The 16,819-nt window shown below is 58.0% G+C and carries 18 protein-coding genes and 1 tRNA gene; 7 read left to right on the top strand and 12 right to left on the bottom strand.

Annotated elements, in window-relative coordinates; translation table 11 throughout:
- Positions 1–6: 6 nt before the first annotated feature.
- A complete protein-coding gene (gene hrcA / locus K6117_RS00220) occupies positions 7–1,044 on the top strand; it encodes a heat-inducible transcriptional repressor HrcA (RefSeq protein WP_221791779.1) in 1,038 nt (345 codons plus the stop codon).
- Entirely contained in the window at positions 1,041–1,583 is a 543-nt protein-coding gene (grpE, locus tag K6117_RS00215; protein ID WP_221791778.1) for a nucleotide exchange factor GrpE, read from the top strand. The genes hrcA and grpE overlap by 4 nt, the downstream gene beginning before the upstream one ends.
- Before the next feature lie 78 nt (positions 1,584–1,661).
- On the opposite strand, the gene K6117_RS00210 is transcribed toward grpE, so the two are convergent.
- Positions 1,662–2,465 carry an undecaprenyl-diphosphate phosphatase gene (locus K6117_RS00210; RefSeq protein ID WP_221791777.1) on the bottom strand — a complete coding sequence of 268 codons (804 nt, stop codon included), beginning with the start codon at positions 2,463–2,465 and terminating at the stop codon, positions 1,662–1,664.
- A gap of 13 nt (positions 2,466–2,478) precedes the next feature.
- Entirely contained in the window at positions 2,479–3,408 is a 930-nt protein-coding gene (locus K6117_RS00205; RefSeq protein ID WP_221791776.1) for a complex I NDUFA9 subunit family protein, read from the bottom strand.
- A gap of 110 nt (positions 3,409–3,518) precedes the next feature.
- On the opposite strand from K6117_RS00205, the gene K6117_RS00200 reads away from it, so the two are divergent.
- Positions 3,519–3,605: transfer RNA gene (locus K6117_RS00200), tRNA-Leu, on the top strand.
- A 207-nt stretch (positions 3,606–3,812) separates the two neighbouring features.
- Here K6117_RS00200 and K6117_RS14395 read toward each other — a convergent pair.
- Entirely contained in the window at positions 3,813–4,142 is a 330-nt protein-coding gene (locus K6117_RS14395) for a thermonuclease family protein (RefSeq protein WP_246604734.1), read from the bottom strand.
- A 356-nt stretch (positions 4,143–4,498) separates the two neighbouring features.
- Positions 4,499–4,891 carry a hypothetical protein gene (locus K6117_RS00190; RefSeq protein WP_221791774.1) on the bottom strand — a complete coding sequence of 131 codons (393 nt, stop codon included), beginning with the start codon at positions 4,889–4,891 and terminating at the stop codon, positions 4,499–4,501.
- Between the two features lie 196 nt (positions 4,892–5,087).
- On the opposite strand from K6117_RS00190, the gene K6117_RS00185 reads away from it, so the two are divergent.
- Both K6117_RS00185 and K6117_RS00180 read left to right on the top strand, forming a co-directional pair.
- Complete coding sequence (locus tag K6117_RS00185; protein WP_221792782.1) at positions 5,088–5,426, top strand: antibiotic biosynthesis monooxygenase family protein; 339 nt, start codon at positions 5,088–5,090, stop codon at positions 5,424–5,426.
- 15 nt (positions 5,427–5,441) lie between these two features.
- Complete coding sequence (locus K6117_RS00180) at positions 5,442–5,816, top strand: hypothetical protein (protein WP_221791773.1); 375 nt, start codon at positions 5,442–5,444, stop codon at positions 5,814–5,816.
- A 290-nt stretch (positions 5,817–6,106) separates the two neighbouring features.
- On the opposite strand, the gene K6117_RS00175 is transcribed toward K6117_RS00180, so the two are convergent.
- Positions 6,107–7,696, bottom strand: a complete 1,590-nt coding sequence (locus tag K6117_RS00175) for an isocitrate lyase (RefSeq protein ID WP_221791772.1) — start codon at positions 7,694–7,696, stop codon at positions 6,107–6,109.
- Between the two features lie 170 nt (positions 7,697–7,866).
- On the opposite strand from K6117_RS00175, the gene K6117_RS00170 reads away from it, so the two are divergent.
- Together K6117_RS00170 and K6117_RS00165 are read left to right on the top strand one after the other, a co-directional pair.
- Complete coding sequence (locus K6117_RS00170) at positions 7,867–9,276, top strand: helix-turn-helix domain-containing protein (protein ID WP_221791771.1); 1,410 nt, start codon at positions 7,867–7,869, stop codon at positions 9,274–9,276.
- 243 nt (positions 9,277–9,519) lie between these two features.
- Complete coding sequence (locus K6117_RS00165) at positions 9,520–10,470, top strand: crotonase/enoyl-CoA hydratase family protein (protein WP_343211701.1); 951 nt, start codon at positions 9,520–9,522, stop codon at positions 10,468–10,470.
- Between the two features lie 58 nt (positions 10,471–10,528).
- Here the strand turns inward: K6117_RS00165 and K6117_RS00160 are convergent, their stop codons facing one another.
- The 7 genes from K6117_RS00160 to K6117_RS00130 all read right to left on the bottom strand — a co-directional run bounded on the left by K6117_RS00160 (position 10,529) and on the right by K6117_RS00130 (position 16,803).
- Positions 10,529–12,472 carry a putative bifunctional diguanylate cyclase/phosphodiesterase gene (locus K6117_RS00160; RefSeq protein WP_221791770.1) on the bottom strand — a complete coding sequence of 648 codons (1,944 nt, stop codon included), beginning with the start codon at positions 12,470–12,472 and terminating at the stop codon, positions 10,529–10,531.
- 102 nt (positions 12,473–12,574) lie between these two features.
- Positions 12,575–12,853, bottom strand: coding sequence for a hypothetical protein (locus tag K6117_RS00155; RefSeq protein ID WP_221791769.1), 279 nt, complete (start codon positions 12,851–12,853; stop codon positions 12,575–12,577).
- Between the two features lie 169 nt (positions 12,854–13,022).
- Complete coding sequence (locus tag K6117_RS00150) at positions 13,023–14,795, bottom strand: SulP family inorganic anion transporter (RefSeq protein WP_221791768.1); 1,773 nt, start codon at positions 14,793–14,795, stop codon at positions 13,023–13,025.
- Between the two features lies 1 nt (position 14,796).
- Positions 14,797–15,210, bottom strand: coding sequence for a DUF6691 family protein (locus tag K6117_RS00145; protein WP_221792780.1), 414 nt, complete (start codon positions 15,208–15,210; stop codon positions 14,797–14,799).
- Positions 15,211–15,213: 3 nt separating this feature from the next.
- Positions 15,214–15,414: a YgaP family membrane protein gene (locus tag K6117_RS00140; protein ID WP_221791767.1), complete on the bottom strand. Its 201-nt coding sequence runs from the start codon at positions 15,412–15,414 to the stop codon at positions 15,214–15,216.
- Between the two features lie 28 nt (positions 15,415–15,442).
- Positions 15,443–15,886 (bottom strand): YeeE/YedE family protein, encoded by a 444-nt coding sequence (locus K6117_RS00135; RefSeq protein ID WP_221791766.1) that lies wholly within the window; start codon positions 15,884–15,886, stop codon positions 15,443–15,445.
- Positions 15,886–16,803 (bottom strand): MBL fold metallo-hydrolase, encoded by a 918-nt coding sequence (locus K6117_RS00130; RefSeq protein ID WP_221791765.1) that lies wholly within the window; start codon positions 16,801–16,803, stop codon positions 15,886–15,888. The genes K6117_RS00135 and K6117_RS00130 overlap by 1 nt, the downstream gene beginning before the upstream one ends.
- Positions 16,804–16,819: the final 16 nt, after the last annotated feature.

The raw sequence follows: 16,819 nt of genomic DNA, 5'->3' as shown, positions 1-16,819 counted from the left end.
GTGGCAATGACCAGCTCGCTTGAACTGAGTGACCGCGCCCGCGATGTCTTTCGCGTCGTCGTCGAGTCTTATCTCGATAGCGGCATGCCCGTTGGCTCGCGCACGATCAGCAAAATCGCGGGGCTGGACCTGTCACCCGCCTCGATCCGCAACGTCATGCAGGATCTGGAAGAATTCGGCCTTCTCGCCGCGCCACATGTCTCGGCTGGTCGCATCCCGACCGAAAGCGGCTTGCGACTGTTCGTCGATGGCATGATGCAGGTCGCCGTCCCCTCGCTGCGTGAACGCGATGCGATTGAAACGCAGATCAAGGAAAGCGGCCCGATCGAAGATGCGCTCGCTGCCGCCAGCGCCGCCTTGTCGGGCCTATCCGCCTGTGCTGGCATGGTCTTGGTACCGAAGGGTGAACCGGTGGTGCGCCAAGTCGGCTTTGTCCCCTTGTCCGACCGGCAGGCGCTCGCTGTCCTTGTCGGCAAGGATGGGGCTGTCGAAAATCGCGTGCTCGACCTGCCCGCCGGTTTCCCGATGTCGGCGCTGCAAGAGGCGGCGAATTTCATGAACGCAATGCTCACCGGCCTCACCTTGGGTGAAGCGAGCGCGCGGCTTATTGCCCAGATCAACGAGGGACAGACCCTGCTCGATCAGGCCGCCGCGCAGTTGATCCAGCAGGGATTGGCCGTGTGGTCGAATGACGGGATGGATAATCCCGTGTTGATCGTACGCGGACAGGCGAATCTGATCGACGAACATGCTGCCGAAGACCTCGAACGCGTCCGGCAATTGCTCGAACAGCTCGAAACAAAACGCGACATTGCCCGCTTGCTCGATAACGCGCGCACCGCACGGGCGACCCGCATTTTTATCGGGTCGGAAAACAAACTCTTCTCGCTTTCCGGCTCATCCGTGATAGCAGCCCCTTGGCATGGCAAGGATGGTCAGGTGATCGGCGTGGTCGGGGTTATCGGCCCCACCCGCTTGAACTATGCACGGATCATCCCCATGGTGGATTTCACAGCTCAAACATTAACGAGAATGATTGCATGACCGAACAAAATGACACTGCCGAACCGACCGAAGGCGCGGAAACCGCTGCCGAAGCCGCAACGGGCAATGACCTCAATGCCCGGATTGCCGAATTGGAAGCGGCATTAGAGACGGCGAAACAGGACGTGCTCTATGCACAGGCCGATATTCAGAACACGCGCCGTCGGCTTGAACAGGAAAAGGCGAACGCATCGGCCTATGCCGCGACCGCCTTTGCCCGCGACATCCTGTCGGTTTCCGATAATCTGGTGCGCGCGCTCGAATGCATTCCTGCCGAATTGCGCGATAATGAAAAGCTCGCGCCGCTCATCACCGGGATTGAAATGACCGGCAAGGAAATCGAAAATGTCTTCAGCCGCCACGGCATCAGCAAGATTGTAGCGGTGGGTGAAAAGCTCGATCCCAATCTCCATCAGGCGATGATGGAAATGCCGAGCGATCAGGAACCCGGCACCGTGACCCATGAAATGCAGGCAGGCTATATGATCAAAGACCGTTTGCTGCGCCCTGCCCTTGTCGGTGTCGCCAAGGCGGGCTGAGGCGCTCAATTACGCCCATAAAAAAAGCCCGGTCTCGCAAATTGCGACGCCGGGCTTTTTTTTAATGGGCGACAGAAATTACTTCAGGCCGAGCCACACCAACGCCACCGCCCCCGCCACAATGCGATAATAAGCAAAAGGCGAAAAGCCGAAGCGCGACACCATCGCCACAAATGCCTTGATCACCAGCATCGCGACAACGAACGAAATCATGAACCCGACGCCAATATTGGCGAGCTGATCATGCGGCAAATGCATGCCGTCCTTCAGCATCGCATAGGTGCTGGCGGCCATCATTGTCGGCACCGCGACGAAAAAGCTGAATTCCGCCGCCGTCTTGCGCTCCACGCCCAGCACCAGCGCGCCCATGATCGTCGCGCCCGACCGGCTGACCCCCGGTATCATCGACAGGCATTGAATAGCCCCGATGCCGAGCGCCGTGCGCCAGTGCATCGTTTCGATGCTGTCCACCGTCACCATCTTGGCGATCCGCTCAATCGCGATAATCGCCACCCCGCCGATGATCAGCGCCCATGCGACAATCGTCGGCGATTCGAGCATCGCCTTGATCGCCTGATAGGCAAAGGCCCCGACCACCATTGATGGCAGAAACCCCAGCAAGATATTGCGAGTAAAGGCCACCGGTCCCGATTGCCAACCGGACAGGCCGATCAAAACATCGAAGAACCGCCGCCAATACAGCACCAGCACCGCCAGAATCGCGCCCAATTGGATGACGATGTCGAACGTCTTGCTCGCCTCATCATGATAGCCGAGCAACGCCCCCGCCAACACCAGATGGCCGGTGGACGATACAGGAATGAACTCCGTCACCCCCTCGACAATGCCGAGCAGGACAGGCGTCAAAAGATCTGAACTCATAAAATACGCTGCCTCAAGCCGAGATTTTGGCGGCGAACCGGCCATGAGGGCGATATTGAACGAGCCAGCGCGGCCCCACCGCCTCCAGCGCCTGTGGCGTGATGCCGAGCGCGGCAAAGCCAGCCGCCCCTGCCGCCACGACATTATCACGCTGCAACATGATCCACTGATCCTTGGTGATCGGCGCACCCGGCGCCCAGCCCAAAAGCGATGCCATCGCACCGCCGACGCAATCCGGCACATCGATGATCGCGGGTTTGTTCCCGGTCATCTTGCAAATCAATTCATTCAAGCCGCGCATCGACAGCACTTCCGGCCCGCCGAGTTCAAAAATCTTGCCCGCATTGTCAGCATCATTCAGCACTGCCACCACCGCGCGGGCAATATCGCCGACAAACACCGGCTGAAACTTCGTCTCGCCGCGCAGCACCGGCAGCACCGGCAATTTGGCCATCGCTGCAAAGCGATTCACGAATTGATCTTCCGGCCCGAACACGACCGACGGGCGCAAGATGGTGGCCGTCGGGAACGCCGCGCACACAACGGCCTCACCCTCGCCCTTGGATCGACCATAGCCGGATTCGCTCGATGCATCCGCGCCAATGGCCGACAAATGCACCAACGCCGTTGCGCCTGCCGCTGTGGCGGCCTTGGCGACATTTTCGGCGCCATGCACATGCACGGCGGTAAAATCGCCTGACAGGATGCCGACCAGATTGATCACCGCATCTGCGCCTGCGACGGCGGGCGCGATAGTTTCAGGGCGCAGAATGTCTGCGGCCATGAATTGCACCTGACCAAGATTGCCATAGCTTTTGATCCGCCATGCGTTCTTGGGATGGCGCTCGGCAATCCGCACCCTGCACCCTGCATCCAGCAGCGCCTGCGCCACATAATGCCCAATAAAGCCGCCACCGCCGAAAATCGTGACCAAGCGATTCATGTCTGCAATTTCTCCGTTGCGAGGAAAATTCGATAAAAATGCAATGGCCTCTCTCTCACCAATTGACAAGCGCGAAGCCTCCCCGTAGTTGCCCCTTCACCGCATCTGATGCCCAGGTGGTGGAATTGGTAGACGCGCTGGCTTCAGGTGCCAGTGACCGCAAGGTCGTGGAGGTTCGAGTCCTCTCCTGGGCACCATCAGACAGTTCGCCGATGGTCGCGAACGTCCAGAAAAACCTCAAAAATCTCCTAGAGTAGAGACTCAATTCTCGGGTTTATGCGCTCATGTGCGCGCGTCACCCTCTGCAATTGGGGGCATATTCGGGGGCATCGATTCCCAATCGATGCGGATGATGCCCCATGGTGTTGCATGGCGACAAGATTCGACTGTGGCTCGACAGAGAATCAGCACCAGTTCCGGCGTCTACCCGTCCATGTCTCAGCAAGACCTTCATCAACCAGACGGCTACCCACAGACCGCCCATTGACGAGAACAACCCGCAGGTCGCGCCCATATCTGTCCTGATCCCTGTCAACTGCACGCAATACGACCGGACCTTCGTTGAGCATGACGAGCAATCGCTTGGTCGCCTGATCCGCCAATTGCTTTTCATAGGCACATTGCGGCGCACTTTTCTCGGGCGCATTGATGTCGGCAAGACGGATCTTGCGACCGTTGAGGCGGATAGTGTCCCCGTCAATCACGCAATCGTCGCGCTGGAATCCGCTACACATGCTGAACGAGAACTTTGGGGCGATTTGAGCCTGCGCATAGGGGATATGCAGGCTATCGATATATCTTGGCGCCACCCCGATCGTGACAACAGCACTCAACAGACCCAAGCCAAGGCCGGCTGTTTTGATAGCTAAATGACGCCGACGCCTGTCTCGCTTCTTTCTGCCTTTCTCGAAATCGAGAAGTTTATAGACATCGGAAATATTGTCGCGCCTTACCCGTGGCGTATTACCCATCGCGCCCCATTCCTGCTCTTGCCGTGACAAGATAGTCTATAATTTATTAAATAGACCTGCAACTGGTGCGCCAACATATCCGCTGGGTATTTATGACATTATCAATATATGCGGCTGCCTCACATACGACAGCGCCTCGCTCTGCCCGGCTGCATATAATAATGGTCGGTGTGCCAATTATAGCTGCGATAGCGCTGCTGGCATTTAGAGACATGGCGCACCCATGCTTTTTCGCCCTTGGTCCAATGCCTCGGCGGCTGGCCATAGCGGCTCTGTTCGTTAAGTGGCGTCGGGATAGAATGTGCAGGCGACGTCATATGGCCATGAGGGTCGTGACCCGGTGTTGGCATGGGCATATGGGCCTGAGGCGCGGGCGGTGTCGACATATGGCCATGCGGATCGTGACCGGGCGGCGGCGGCACTGGCTGAGCGGCGACAGAGGCAGCGCCCAGCAACAAGCAGGCCGATAAAATGGCGACACTATAACGCGCCTTCATACGCGTGTGCTTCATCTGACTACTCCCGGCGGATCATGATCAATACAAACTCAGCGGACATTTGCTGAAGAGGGGAATTTTTCGATGAAATCCATGCTGTGCGCTATACGTATTACGCCCAGCCCATCCCCCCATGACAAACGCCGAACAGCTGGATATTCTGCCGCCAAAGCGCAGCTTGCGCAGGTTTTCCAGCGGAGGCGAAAACATCATGTTCGTCGCGGTCTATTGGTGGCGCGTCCACCCCGGCAAGGAAGCGCAATTTCGCAAAGCATGGCGACGCGGGACCGAGTTGATCCGCGAGAAATATGGCAGTTTCGGCTCTCGCCTGCATCTTGATGCCGATGGGCGCTTTGTCGGCTATGCGGAATGGCCGGATGAACAGACCTGGCGCGCCGCTTTCGATCAGAAAATGGTCTATGACGATCCGGAAACACGCGCAGCATTTGTGGATGCCATCGCGGAAACGCCTGTCGATGCAGAACCGATCTTCACCATGACCGTCACGGATGATCTGCTCGACCGTGCGAAAGGGGCAAGCTCGCCTTAACGACCGCCCGATGCGTTGGAGCCGCCCTTCGACCCATTGGCGCTCCCGCTCGATGCGTTGGAACCGCCGCTTGAGGCGTTAGCATTCCCGCTTGAGGCATTGGAGTTGCCGCTTGAGGCGTTGGAGCTACCACCGCCCGTTGAAGAGCTGCCAGAAGACGTGCTGGAGCTTGTATCTCCTCCCGTGCTGCTCGACAAACCCGCGCCGACATTGTTCCGCCCATTTTCGACCATATCTGCGGAACCGGTAATCGCGGCGGAAATCGAGGTGGCGACCGACACCATCGCCATGGCAGTGCTACCACCCAGCAACGCGAGCAATAAAGCATATTCCGCCGAGGAAGCCCCCCGCCTATCACGCATCAAAGAACGCAGGCTCTGCTTTATATGACAGCAACGAGTCATTGTAGCCGTCACCGATCCACGAGTATCGCGCGTGATATCTTTAATCAGCTTCATCTAATGCCCCTTCATGGCCCGATTTAACGCGAGGGCGACGCAGGACTTTAATAACCAATAAACATTAATTCTTTATCAACCGCTTTCGTTTTGACGGTAAATATCGCCATTCAGGTTATATTATCCCGACTGTAAAGATATTTATCACGAAAATGGCCCGACGCTGGTGAGCGTCGGGCCATCCGTTTCCCTCTCAAATTGAGGGGGCATTCATCGATGAAATCAGAACTGGTTCATCGTATTGTGGACGCCACCGGCCTTGAGCGCGGCTTCGCCAGCGAAATATTCCTTATGGTCATCGCCAATGTCGGAACCCGACATGTTCTGGTGCTTCACGCAGGCGATGCCCTGACGGATTTCCTGACGCTGCACGCCAAGGACATAGCCGAGCATGCCAGCTTCGCCGAAATATTCCTTCGCCAGATTGTCGGTCGACAAGGCGGCGGTGTGATAGGTCGGCAGCGTGATCAGGTGATGGAAGATACCGGCACGCTTTGCGGCATCGCGCTGGAAGGTGCGGATGCGCTCATCGGCCTCAATCGCCAATTCGGTCGCGTCATAATCGACGGACATCAGCTTGGTCCGGTCATAGGCCGAGACATCCTTGCCAGCGGCGGCATAGGCATCATACACCTGCTGACGGAAGTTCAGCGTCCAGTTGAACGACGGCGAGTTGTTATAAACCAGCTTGGCATTCGGAAACACGTCGCGGATCTTGTCGACCATCGACGCGATCTGTTCGATGTGCGGCTTTTCGGTTTCGATCCACAGCAGATCGGCACCATTTTCAAGCGCGGTGACGCAATCAAGCACGCAACGATCCGCGCCAGTGCCTTCACGGAACTGGAACAGGTTCGACGGCAACCGCTTCGGGCGCAGCAGCTTGCCATTGCGGTTGATGATGACATCGCCGTTGCGGGCGGTCGCCGGATCGATTTCTTCGCAATCGAGGAAGCTGTTATACTTGTCGCCAAGGTCGCCCGGTGCGTTGCTGACGGCGATCTGCCTGGTGAGACCTGCGCCCAGCGAGTCCGTGCGGGCGACAATCACGCCATCATCGATGCCGAGTTCGAGGAACGCATAACGCACCGCGCGGATCTTCGCGAGGAAGTCTTCATGCGGCACGGTGACCTTGCCATCCTGGTGGCCGCACTGCTTTTCATCCGACACCTGATTTTCGATCTGGATGCAGCATGCGCCCGCTTCGATCATCTGCTTGGCGAGCAAATAGGTCGCTTCGGCATTACCGAAACCAGCATCGATATCGGCGATGATCGGCACGACATGGGTCTGATAATTATTGACGGTATCGAGCAACGCCTGCGCCTTGGCCTTGTCGCCAGCCGCGCGCGCTGCATCGAGATCGCGGAAGATCATGCCGAGTTCGCGGGCATCTGCCTGACGCAGGAAGGTGTAGAGTTCTGCAATCAAGGCCGAGACCGAGGTCTTTTCATGCATCGACTGATCCGGCAGCGGGCCGAATTCCGACCGCAATGCAGCAACCATCCAGCCGGACAGATAGAGATAGCGACGCTTGGTCGAACCGAAATGCTTCTTGATCGAGATCAGCTTCTGCTGACCGATAAAACCATGCCAGCAACCGAGCGACTGGGTGTAATTGGCGGCATCGGCGTCATAAGCAGCCATGTCTTCACGCATGATCTTCGCGGTGTAACGCGCGATATCGAGACCGGTCTGGAAACGGTTCTGCAACCGCATGCGGGCGACGGATTCGGCATTGATGCCATTCCACGTGCCTTTGTAGCTCTGGATGAGCTGGTTCACCTGATCGGTATGCTGCTTGTACGACATGTGATGTCTCCCTGAACGTAACGAGAATCGTGGATAAGCTTGAATTACCGTGCCGCTATAGCCAGCGATTCAGACTTTGTGCAGCTGCGAAGAAGTTCACATGTAACACTTTACAAAAATTCTATGTCATGTTGTAAGGACGAGACACGCACATAGGAGAACGTCCCCTCATGCCGCGCGAACGCAGCGTCTATCTTGGCCCTCGCCTGCGCCGTTTGCGCCGCGATCTTGGCCTGACACAGTCCGACATGGCCGCGGATCTCGATATTTCTCCGTCCTATATCGCCTTGCTGGAACGCAATCAGCGACCCTTGACGGCAGAGATGCTGCTCCGCCTTGCGCGGACCTATCGACTTGATCTGGCGGAGCTGGCCGGGGATGGCGGCGTGGAGTTCAGCACAAAGCTCCAGACTACCCTCAAGGACCCGATTTTCGCGGACATCGACATTCCACCGATGGAGGCAAGCGATGTCGCCACCAATTATCCCGGCATCACCGAGGCGTTGCTGCGGCTGTATACCGCCTATCGCGAGGAACAGCTCGCGCTCGCCGACCGCGATGCGAGCGGCCCGACCAGTCTCACTGACGGTCAGGACCCCGCGGCGGACTCGCGCCGATTTCTCGCGGCACGGCGCAACAGCTTTCCCATGCTCGACGATGTGGCGGAACGATTGGCCCAGATTGTCGCCGACAATGGCGGGCTGATCGGCCATTTGAAAAAGCGACACGGCCTGCGCGTGCGCCGGCTGCCCAGCGATGTGATGTTCGGCTCGATCCGTCGCCTTGATCGTCACCGCGAGGAGTTATTACTGGATGACGGACTGGATAATGCCAGCCAGATGTTCCAGCTCGCGCTCCAGACTGCCTATCTCGAAATGCGCAAAGAATTGGACGGGCTGTTGCAGGAAGGGAATTTCGGCAGCGAAACGGGCGAACGCCTGACCCGACGGGCGTTGGCGAATTATGCCGCCGCCGCATTGCTGATGCCCTATTCCGCTTTTGCCAAAGCGGTCGAGGCGCGCAAATATGATGTGGAATCCCTCGCCCGCCAATTCGGCACCAGCTTTGAACAGACGGCGCACCGGCTCACGACCTTGCAAAAGCCGGGTGAAGAACGCGTGCCATTCTTCTTCATTCGCGTCGATCCGGCGGGCAACGTGTCCAAGCGACTGGACGGCGCGGGCTTCCCCTTTGCGCGCCATGGCGGCGGCTGCCCCTTATGGTCGGTGCATCAGGTGTTCCGCACCCCCCATCAGATCGTCACCCAATGGCTGGAGCTACCGGATGGCCAGCGATTTTTCTCCATCGCCCGCACCGTGACGGCAGGCGGCGGCGCATTCGGCGTGCCACGGGTCGAACGCGCGGTAGCCTTGGGCTGCTCCGCCGAACATGCAGGTCGCCTGATCTACACCCAGAACCGCCCGGATCTCAGCCCCGAAAACGCCACGCCCATCGGGGCCACATGCAGGCTATGCTATCGCTCCAATTGCACCGCGCGCGCCGAGCCGCCGATTGGGCGCCAGATCCTCCCCGACGACTATCGCCGCACGACCGCGCCTTTTGGTTTTTCGGATAGCTAGGGGGCAGGACCTAAATAAAAACGAGAAATCACTGTTCAGATGCGTGTTTTTGGTCACAAAAACGAAGAATTCCCCAATTTATTATTAACCATGAAAACAACGAAAAACCGCCAAAAATAACCACCAAAATGGTGAAAATTCGCATCGCTACGCGGAGAAAAATCGCGATAAGTGCAAAGATTCGTTGAGGAATGGTTAAACTTATGTCAATGATTCAGCACAGCCATTGAAAGGTCGCAGTTCGTGAACAAATATCGTGGTGGTGATGAGTTTACACACGACCCGATGGCGACCTTGAAGCAATCTTCACTGGTCGCCGCCAAAAAACGTCTCGCGATCAGTCCTGAATTATTTGGGCTTAACGAACTTGACGTCATGTATGACGAAGAAGAGGCGACTCTCTGGACCTTTATGAACCCGTCAGGGCGGCCAAGTTTTACGCCGCAACTGCTTGGTGATTTCAGGACATGGCAGGCCGCCATCAGCTCGAGCTTTGGCCCCGATAAAGCGGACCTGCGCTATCTTGTTCTCGGATCGCGGGTGCCGGGCGTATTTTGCTATGGCGGCGACCTTGAACTGTTCGTCTCGCTGATCCGCAACGGGAACCGGCAGGCGCTACTCGATTATGGCTGGGCATGCGTGCGCATCCTCCACCGCAACATCAACGCGCTGGATCTGCCGATCATCACCATCGGCCTTGCCGAGGGCGATGCGCTGGGCGGCGGTCTGGAGGCATTGCTGTCGTTCGACATCATCATCGCGGAACGCGGCGCGTCATTCGGCCTGCCAGAGGCCGCATTCGGCCTGTTTCCCGGCATGGGGGCGCATAGCCTGCTCGTCCGCCGGATCGGTCGCGCCCATGCCGAAGAAATGATCATGAGCGGCGACACCTATTCGGCGGAAAAACTGCACGAATGGGGCCTGATCAACGTGCTGGCCGACCCCGGCAAGGGCAAAGAAGTCACGCAGGAATTCATCCGCAAGAACAGCCGCCGCCATGTGGGCCAATCCGGCGCGTTACGCGCGATGCGGATCGTGAACCCGATCCCGCTCATCGAACTGGAAAAAATTGTCGAGATATGGGCGGAATCCGCCCTGCGTCTGCGCGAACAGGATTTGCGACTGATGCTTCGACTGGCGGGTGCACAATCCCGCCGGGTAGATGGCGAACGCAACACCGCGAGCGCCGCCTGATCTTATATCGACTTGGGGGAGAGCAAACCTCCCCATTTCAACTCAGCCCCTATTTAACTCAAGCCGCCTGATCCAACCGGCCTTGCGCCGTCAGCAAAGCCAGCACCTGTTCGGCGGGCATCGCCGCGCCATACAGATAGCCCTGCCCCTGTCCGCAGCCCACGCCCAATACCGATGCGGCTTGTTCTTCGGTTTCAATCCCTTCCGCAACGATATTCATATCAAGTGTTGCGGCCAGTTCGGCGACAGCCTTGATGATCGCATCCGATTTCTTACCCGCCAGCGCACCGCTGACGAACGAGCTATCGACCTTGATCTTGCTGAAATTATACTGGTGGAGATAGGACAAAGATGAATAGCCAGTCCCGAAATCATCCAGCGCCATCTTGATCCCGACCGCGTCAATGGCCGCGACAAAATCCCGCACCTGCACATTGCTTTCCAACAATGCCGTCTCGGTAATTTCAAGCTCAAGGCGATGGGCGGCTAGCGACGACGCGCGCAACGCGGTCATCACGCCAAGCGATGCGCCTGCCGCCTGCATCTGCACCGGCGAAATATTGACGGCGACGCTGATATCCTCCGGCCAGGCGCTGGCAGCGCGGCAGGCTTCGCCCACCACCCAATTGCCCAATGTGATGATCAGCCCGGTTTCCTCGGCAATCGCGATGAATTCAGACGGGCGTAGCGGCCCGCGCGTCGGGTGATCCCAACGGATCAACGCTTCAAACGCCACGATCTTGCGGGTCGCGACTTCGACGATGGGCTGATAATGCAGTTCAAGCTGATCGGTTTCAATCGCCGCCCGCAGTTCGACTTCCAATTCCTTGCGGCGGATCAAGGCACGGTTCATCGAGGCATCGAACAGGCTCGATTGGTCGCGGCCTGCGGCCTTGCTGCCATAAAGCGCAATATCCGCATTACGCATGACGATATCCGGCTCAACCCCGTGATAAGGCGCAACCGCAATGCCGATGGACCCGCTGACATTGATGACATGGCCATCGATATGGGTCGGCATCCGCACCACTTCCAACAGGCGATTGGAAAGGATTTCCGCTTCCTCAATGCCCATATCGGGGCAGATCACGATAAATTCATCGCCGCCAAATCGCGCCGCCGCCCCCTTGTCGCCCAACACGGCCCGGATCTTGTCGGAAATGCGGATCAGCAATTGATCGCCGACCGGATGGCCAAGGCTGTCGTTCACTTCCTTGAACCGGTCGATATCCATCCACAGCAACGCGACTGGCCGGTCGCCACGCTGGCTGAACACGCTCTCGATATGGGCATTGAGGCCATAGCGATTGGTAAAGCCGGTCAGATCATCCGTCAGGGCGATAATTTCCATGCGATCGGCAAGGTCGCTCTTTTCCTGCGCCATTGAAAAGGAGCGGCGCACCACCTCATAGGTCTGCTGGGTGATGCCGATCATGGCGATGATGAACATGGTCACCGTCACGGCCAAAATCATATAGGTCACCGAACCGATCATCATCAAGGATACAGTCAATGGGATCGTCACCAGCAGGAACTGGCCGATCGCGATCATCGGACGTCCCGCATTGCGGCTGGAAATACCGCCCGCATAGCCAATGGCATTGGCGGCGGCCAATGTGTGCAGGGAGGCATCCTGCGTATAAAGGATGGTCGTCCCGCATAATACGCCAAGAGTGAAGGAATAGGTCCACGCCCCGATTTCATACAGGCGTTCCCAATGGGTGAACTTTGCGCCCCAGCCATTGCGAATTTGCCGCGAAAAGATCAGCGTCGTCCACACGCGCATGATGGCGACGATCGACAAGACTGTCGCAGCCTTGGCGATGGCGATGCTGCCTGAATTGACCGCGATGTAAATGGCCGTCAGCATGCCGCACACTGCGCCGATGATCAGCGATGCAGGTGAACCGAACAATGTCGCCACCAACGCCGAACGCACGCGCTCATCAAGCGGTGTAGTCTCGCCTCTGAGCTTGGGGTTGATGCGGAAAAAGCTGTGCAAAGTCAGTCCAGTTCATTCTCGCCCCCCACAAACAAGGAGGCTTTTCGTCAAGTCCTTCTTTTTACGCTTGAAACTACTTTACCTTTAACGCCGCAACCGAACTTAATGGGACGCCGTCACTGTCGCCATATCCAGCGACCGGATCACATCCAGCCACCAGCGATAGCGACGCATGTCATTCAGAAAAAATGCCCGCTTGGCACATGACTGCGCATGGTCCATCGCGTGGTCGCCATATAATTCGCTGCAAATACGGCTGCGATCGAGGGCCGCTTCATCCAGCATGGCCCCATTGTCATTGGCAGGCGGCGGGCCGAACACATGGCGCGCGCGACCGACGACAAGTCCGTCAATGCGCTGGATCGCCAATGAAAACCGCATTTCATTCTCCCTATCGCCAATATTGGGCGCACAGCCAGTTAAGCGGCGTCCGATATTGGACTTAGGAGAGCTATGACGGCGAACCCCTAACATCGGGTTAATCACGATCTGCAATGTTCAGGAAACTGTGACGGGAGAGGGTTTGCAGCGCGTTTCAGTCGCAACACATTCAGATCAGCCCGCGCGCGAGCCAGAGATCATTTTCTGGCCGCAACCGACCATCATGGTCGCCATTATCGAGGATCAGCTCGGAAAACGCCTGATTTTGAGACATATAGACATGCCCGGTCAGGTCTTTCAACAGATGCGCGTGCTGAAGCGCATCCATCACCGGACCTTTCACCTCGGACAGATGCAGCCGCACGCCGCTATCCGCCAGACGGTGATTGATCGCTTCCAGACTTTCCAGCGCCGATGCGTCAATCGTGTTCACTGCCGAACACATCAAGATCAGATGGCGCATTTGCGGCCTCGCCGCGACGGATTCCAACACAAATTCCTCCAGCCAACCGGCATTGAGATAGGTCAGGCTCTCATCAATCCGGATGCTGAGAAGGTGCGGCGCGGTCAACACATCGCACCGCTTCACATTGCGGAAATGCTCGGTCCCCGGCACGCGCCCGACAATGGCGGCATGAGGGCGCGAGGCACGATACAGATAGAGCGCAAGGTTCAGCCCCACCCCCGCAATCACCCCGATTTCGACCCCCGCCAGCAACGTCACCAGCACGGTCGCGGCCATGGCGGCGAAATCGCCCTTGGCATAATGCCAGACCATGCGCGGGGTCTTGAGATCGACGAGACTTAACACCGCGACCACAATCGTCGCCGCCAATGTCGCCACCGGCAAATGGGACAGCCATGGAGTCATAAACAGGGCCGCAAACGCGATACCGATGGCGGTAAAGGCACCGGCGGCAGGCGTATCGGCCCCCGCATCGAAATTCACGACGGAGCGCGCAAAACCGCCGGTCACGGGATAGCCGCCCGACACGGCAGACGCGAGATTGGACATGCCAAGGCCGATCAATTCCTGATCCGGCACGATCCGCTGGCGCTTGCGCGCGGCCAAGGTCCGGGCGACGGAGACGGATTCGACAAAACCGATCACGCTCAGCAATAAAGCCGGGACCAGCAATCGGACCCATAAGTCCGGGTCGAACCCCGGCATGGCAAAGGGCGGCAGAGATTGCGGGATATGCCCCACGGTCTTGACCCCGGCCCCCTCCAGATCAAGGCTGACGACCGCCAAAATCGACACCGCCACTGCCGCAATCGGCCCTGCCTTGGCCAATAACTCCGCCACGCGCGGTTGCAGGCCAAGGCGCACCAGCAATGGTTTCAGCCCCTTGCGGACCCAGAATAGAAAAAGGGTGGCGCTCATGCCGATGATAAGGGTCGGCAGGTTTGTCTGGCCAATATGGGCGTAGAGCGACCCCAACAGTGCGGGCATCGTATCCCCGCCCGCATTGATGCCGAGCAGTGACTTCAATTGGCTGGTCGCGATAATCAATCCGCTCGCGGTGATAAAACCGGACACCACCGGATGTGACAGCAAATTGGCAAGAAAGCCAAGCCGCAACAGCCCCATCCCCACCATCATCAGCCCTGAAATCAGCGCCATTGCAATCGCCGCCGTCATATATTCAGGTGAACCCTGTGCCGCGATATTCCCGGCTGCGGTCGCAGTCATCAAGGACACCACCGCCACCGGCCCGACCGCAAGCGCGCGACTGGTGCCGAAAATCGCATAAGCGACCAATGGCAGGATCGAAGCATAGAGGCCCACTTCGGGCGGCAATCCTGCCAGCATCGCATAGGCAAGGCTCTGCGGGATCAGCATGATCGTGACGATCAGGGCTGCCACCACATCATTGGTGAACGCCGTTTTATGATAACCCCTGCCCCATTCAAGGATGGGGAAATAGCGGGATAGACTCACCTCACCGCCCTAATGTCAGCCGATGCACGCCCATACCCGCCAGCATCGCCGCGACAAATAATAATGCAGGTCCCGGCACCAGTGCCAGATCAGCAATGGCAGGACCGGGGCAAAGCCCGCCAATACCCCAGCCTGCACCGAATAACAGCGCACCTATCGCCAGATGGCGATCAAGCTTGCGCGTGTCCGGCAGATCGAACACCCCGCCCGCCAATGGGCGATCAAGCCGCGCCTTTATCACCCATGCCATCGTCATGGGCAGAATTGCACCACCCATGACAAAGGCCAATGTCGGGTCCCAATGGCCGAACAGGTCGAGAAAGGCCTGCACCCGCGCAGGATTGATCATCCCGCCGACCGCAAGCCCTGCCCCGAATATCAGTCCGGCAATAAGAGAAATCAGTGGCTGCACAATGTGTCAGCTCTTATCGCAGGTCGATGCCCCGATCAGGCGATATGCCGGACAAAAGCCGATAGCTGCGGTTGCCAGCAACACAATCGCAATCAACAACAATACCACGCCGGGCGTACCGGTCAGATTGCCGGTCGCATAGGCAATAACGATGGCAGCAACCGCAATCACGCGCAGCGCGCGATCCAATGTACCGAGATTCTTCATATGCGCTCTCCCTGTTTGATCATGTAGCTCAAACGCCCAGCAACCCTATCGCCCTCATGATCGCCACGGTCGCAAAACCGCTCGCCATGAATAACATCGTCGCAACAATCGACCGGCGCGAAAGCCGGGAAATCCCGCAGACACCATGACCGCTGGTGCACCCCGACCCCATGCGCGTGCCAAAACCGACCAACAGCCCGCCCGATATCAACGCCGGCCATGAAGGAAAGTCAATGTGCATGGGGCCGATGCACTGAGCCGCGATCCATGCGCCCAAGGGCAGGCCGATCACAAATGCCGCTGCGACCAACCGGGATGTTGCTCCACCGCCAATGCCGGTCGCGCGCGCGGTCATGCCGCTTACCCCAGCAATCCGCCCCAGACCCAGCAGCATGATCGCCGCCGCCACTCCGATCAACAGGCCGCCGATCAGGCCTTGCAACGGTTCGGCTTGGGGGAAAAGCGCTTCCATCAAAGCACATCCAGCGGAATCTTGAGGTAACGCACATCATTGTCTTCTGCCGGGGGCAAATGGCCTGCGCGCATATTCACCTGCACCGATGGCAGGATCAACACCGGCATCGCCAGCCCTGCATCACGCGCATCACGCATCGCGACGAACGCATCCTCAGTCACGCCGTCATGAATATGGATATTATTTTTGCGCTGCGCATCGACCGTGGTTTCCCACGCAATATAATCGCGTTCCGGCGCTTTGTAATCATGGCACATGAACAGGCGCGTTTCCGCAGGCAACGACAGGATACGGCAGATCGAGCGATAAAGGTTGCGCGCATCGCCGCCCGGAAAATCACACCGCGCAGTGCCATAATCCGGCATGAACAACGTATCGCCAACGAACACCGCATCCCCGATCACATAAGCGATACAGGCCGGGGTATGGCCCGGCACATGCAGTACCGTCACTTGCATATCACCGATGTTAAAACTGTCGCCATCCGCAAACAGCCGGTCGAAATCGCTGCCATCACATTTGAACGCAGGGCCCGCATTGAACAATTTGCCGAACGTCTGCTGCACTGTGACGACATCAGCGCCTATGGCGATCTTGCCCCCCAATTTCTGCTGGAGATAGGGCGCGGCGGACAGATGGTCTGCATGGACATGGGTTTCTAGCAGCCAGTCGATGACAAGCTCCTTCTCCCCGGCAAACGCGATCATCTTGTCTGCCGAGGAGAAGGAGGTGCGACCCGAAGCGGGATCAAAGTCCAGCACGCTGTCGATAATGGCGGCGTGCCTGCTTGCGGTATCATATACGACATAGGCAATGGTCGAGGTTGCCTCGTCGAAGAATGGCTCGATCGCCGGAACACCATACCGCGCCTCGCTCACCTGAACCGTAGCGCGATCAAGTGGCTGGTCGGCCATTCATTAGTCCCTTTGA

It is taken from the genome of Alteraquisediminimonas sediminicola, assembly GCF_019740335.1.
GTDB lineage: Bacteria > Pseudomonadota > Alphaproteobacteria > Sphingomonadales > Sphingomonadaceae > Alteraquisediminimonas > Alteraquisediminimonas sediminicola.
The sequence above is the reverse complement of the archived record's forward strand: the minus strand, read 5'-3'. Positions and strand labels throughout refer to the sequence as shown.

Coding starts and splice junctions, on each gene's coding strand:
- hrcA (WP_221791779.1), top strand. CDS start 7: ATGACCAGCTCGCTTGAACTGAGTGACCGCGCCCGCGATGTCTTTCGC.
- grpE (WP_221791778.1), top strand. CDS start 1,041: ATGACCGAACAAAATGACACTGCCGAACCGACCGAAGGCGCGGAAACC.
- K6117_RS00210 (WP_221791777.1), bottom strand. CDS start 2,465: ATGAGTTCAGATCTTTTGACGCCTGTCCTGCTCGGCATTGTCGAGGGG.
- K6117_RS00205 (WP_221791776.1), bottom strand. CDS start 3,408: ATGAATCGCTTGGTCACGATTTTCGGCGGTGGCGGCTTTATTGGGCAT.
- K6117_RS14395 (WP_246604734.1), bottom strand. CDS start 4,142: ATGTGTAGCGGATTCCAGCGCGACGATTGCGTGATTGACGGGGACACT.
- K6117_RS00190 (WP_221791774.1), bottom strand. CDS start 4,891: ATGAAGCACACGCGTATGAAGGCGCGTTATAGTGTCGCCATTTTATCG.
- K6117_RS00185 (WP_221792782.1), top strand. CDS start 5,088: ATGTTCGTCGCGGTCTATTGGTGGCGCGTCCACCCCGGCAAGGAAGCG.
- K6117_RS00175 (WP_221791772.1), bottom strand. CDS start 7,696: ATGTCGTACAAGCAGCATACCGATCAGGTGAACCAGCTCATCCAGAGC.
- K6117_RS00170 (WP_221791771.1), top strand. CDS start 7,867: ATGCCGCGCGAACGCAGCGTCTATCTTGGCCCTCGCCTGCGCCGTTTG.
- K6117_RS00155 (WP_221791769.1), bottom strand. CDS start 12,853: ATGCGGTTTTCATTGGCGATCCAGCGCATTGACGGACTTGTCGTCGGT.
- K6117_RS00140 (WP_221791767.1), bottom strand. CDS start 15,414: ATGAAGAATCTCGGTACATTGGATCGCGCGCTGCGCGTGATTGCGGTT.
- K6117_RS00135 (WP_221791766.1), bottom strand. CDS start 15,886: ATGGAAGCGCTTTTCCCCCAAGCCGAACCGTTGCAAGGCCTGATCGGC.
- K6117_RS00130 (WP_221791765.1), bottom strand. CDS start 16,803: ATGGCCGACCAGCCACTTGATCGCGCTACGGTTCAGGTGAGCGAGGCG.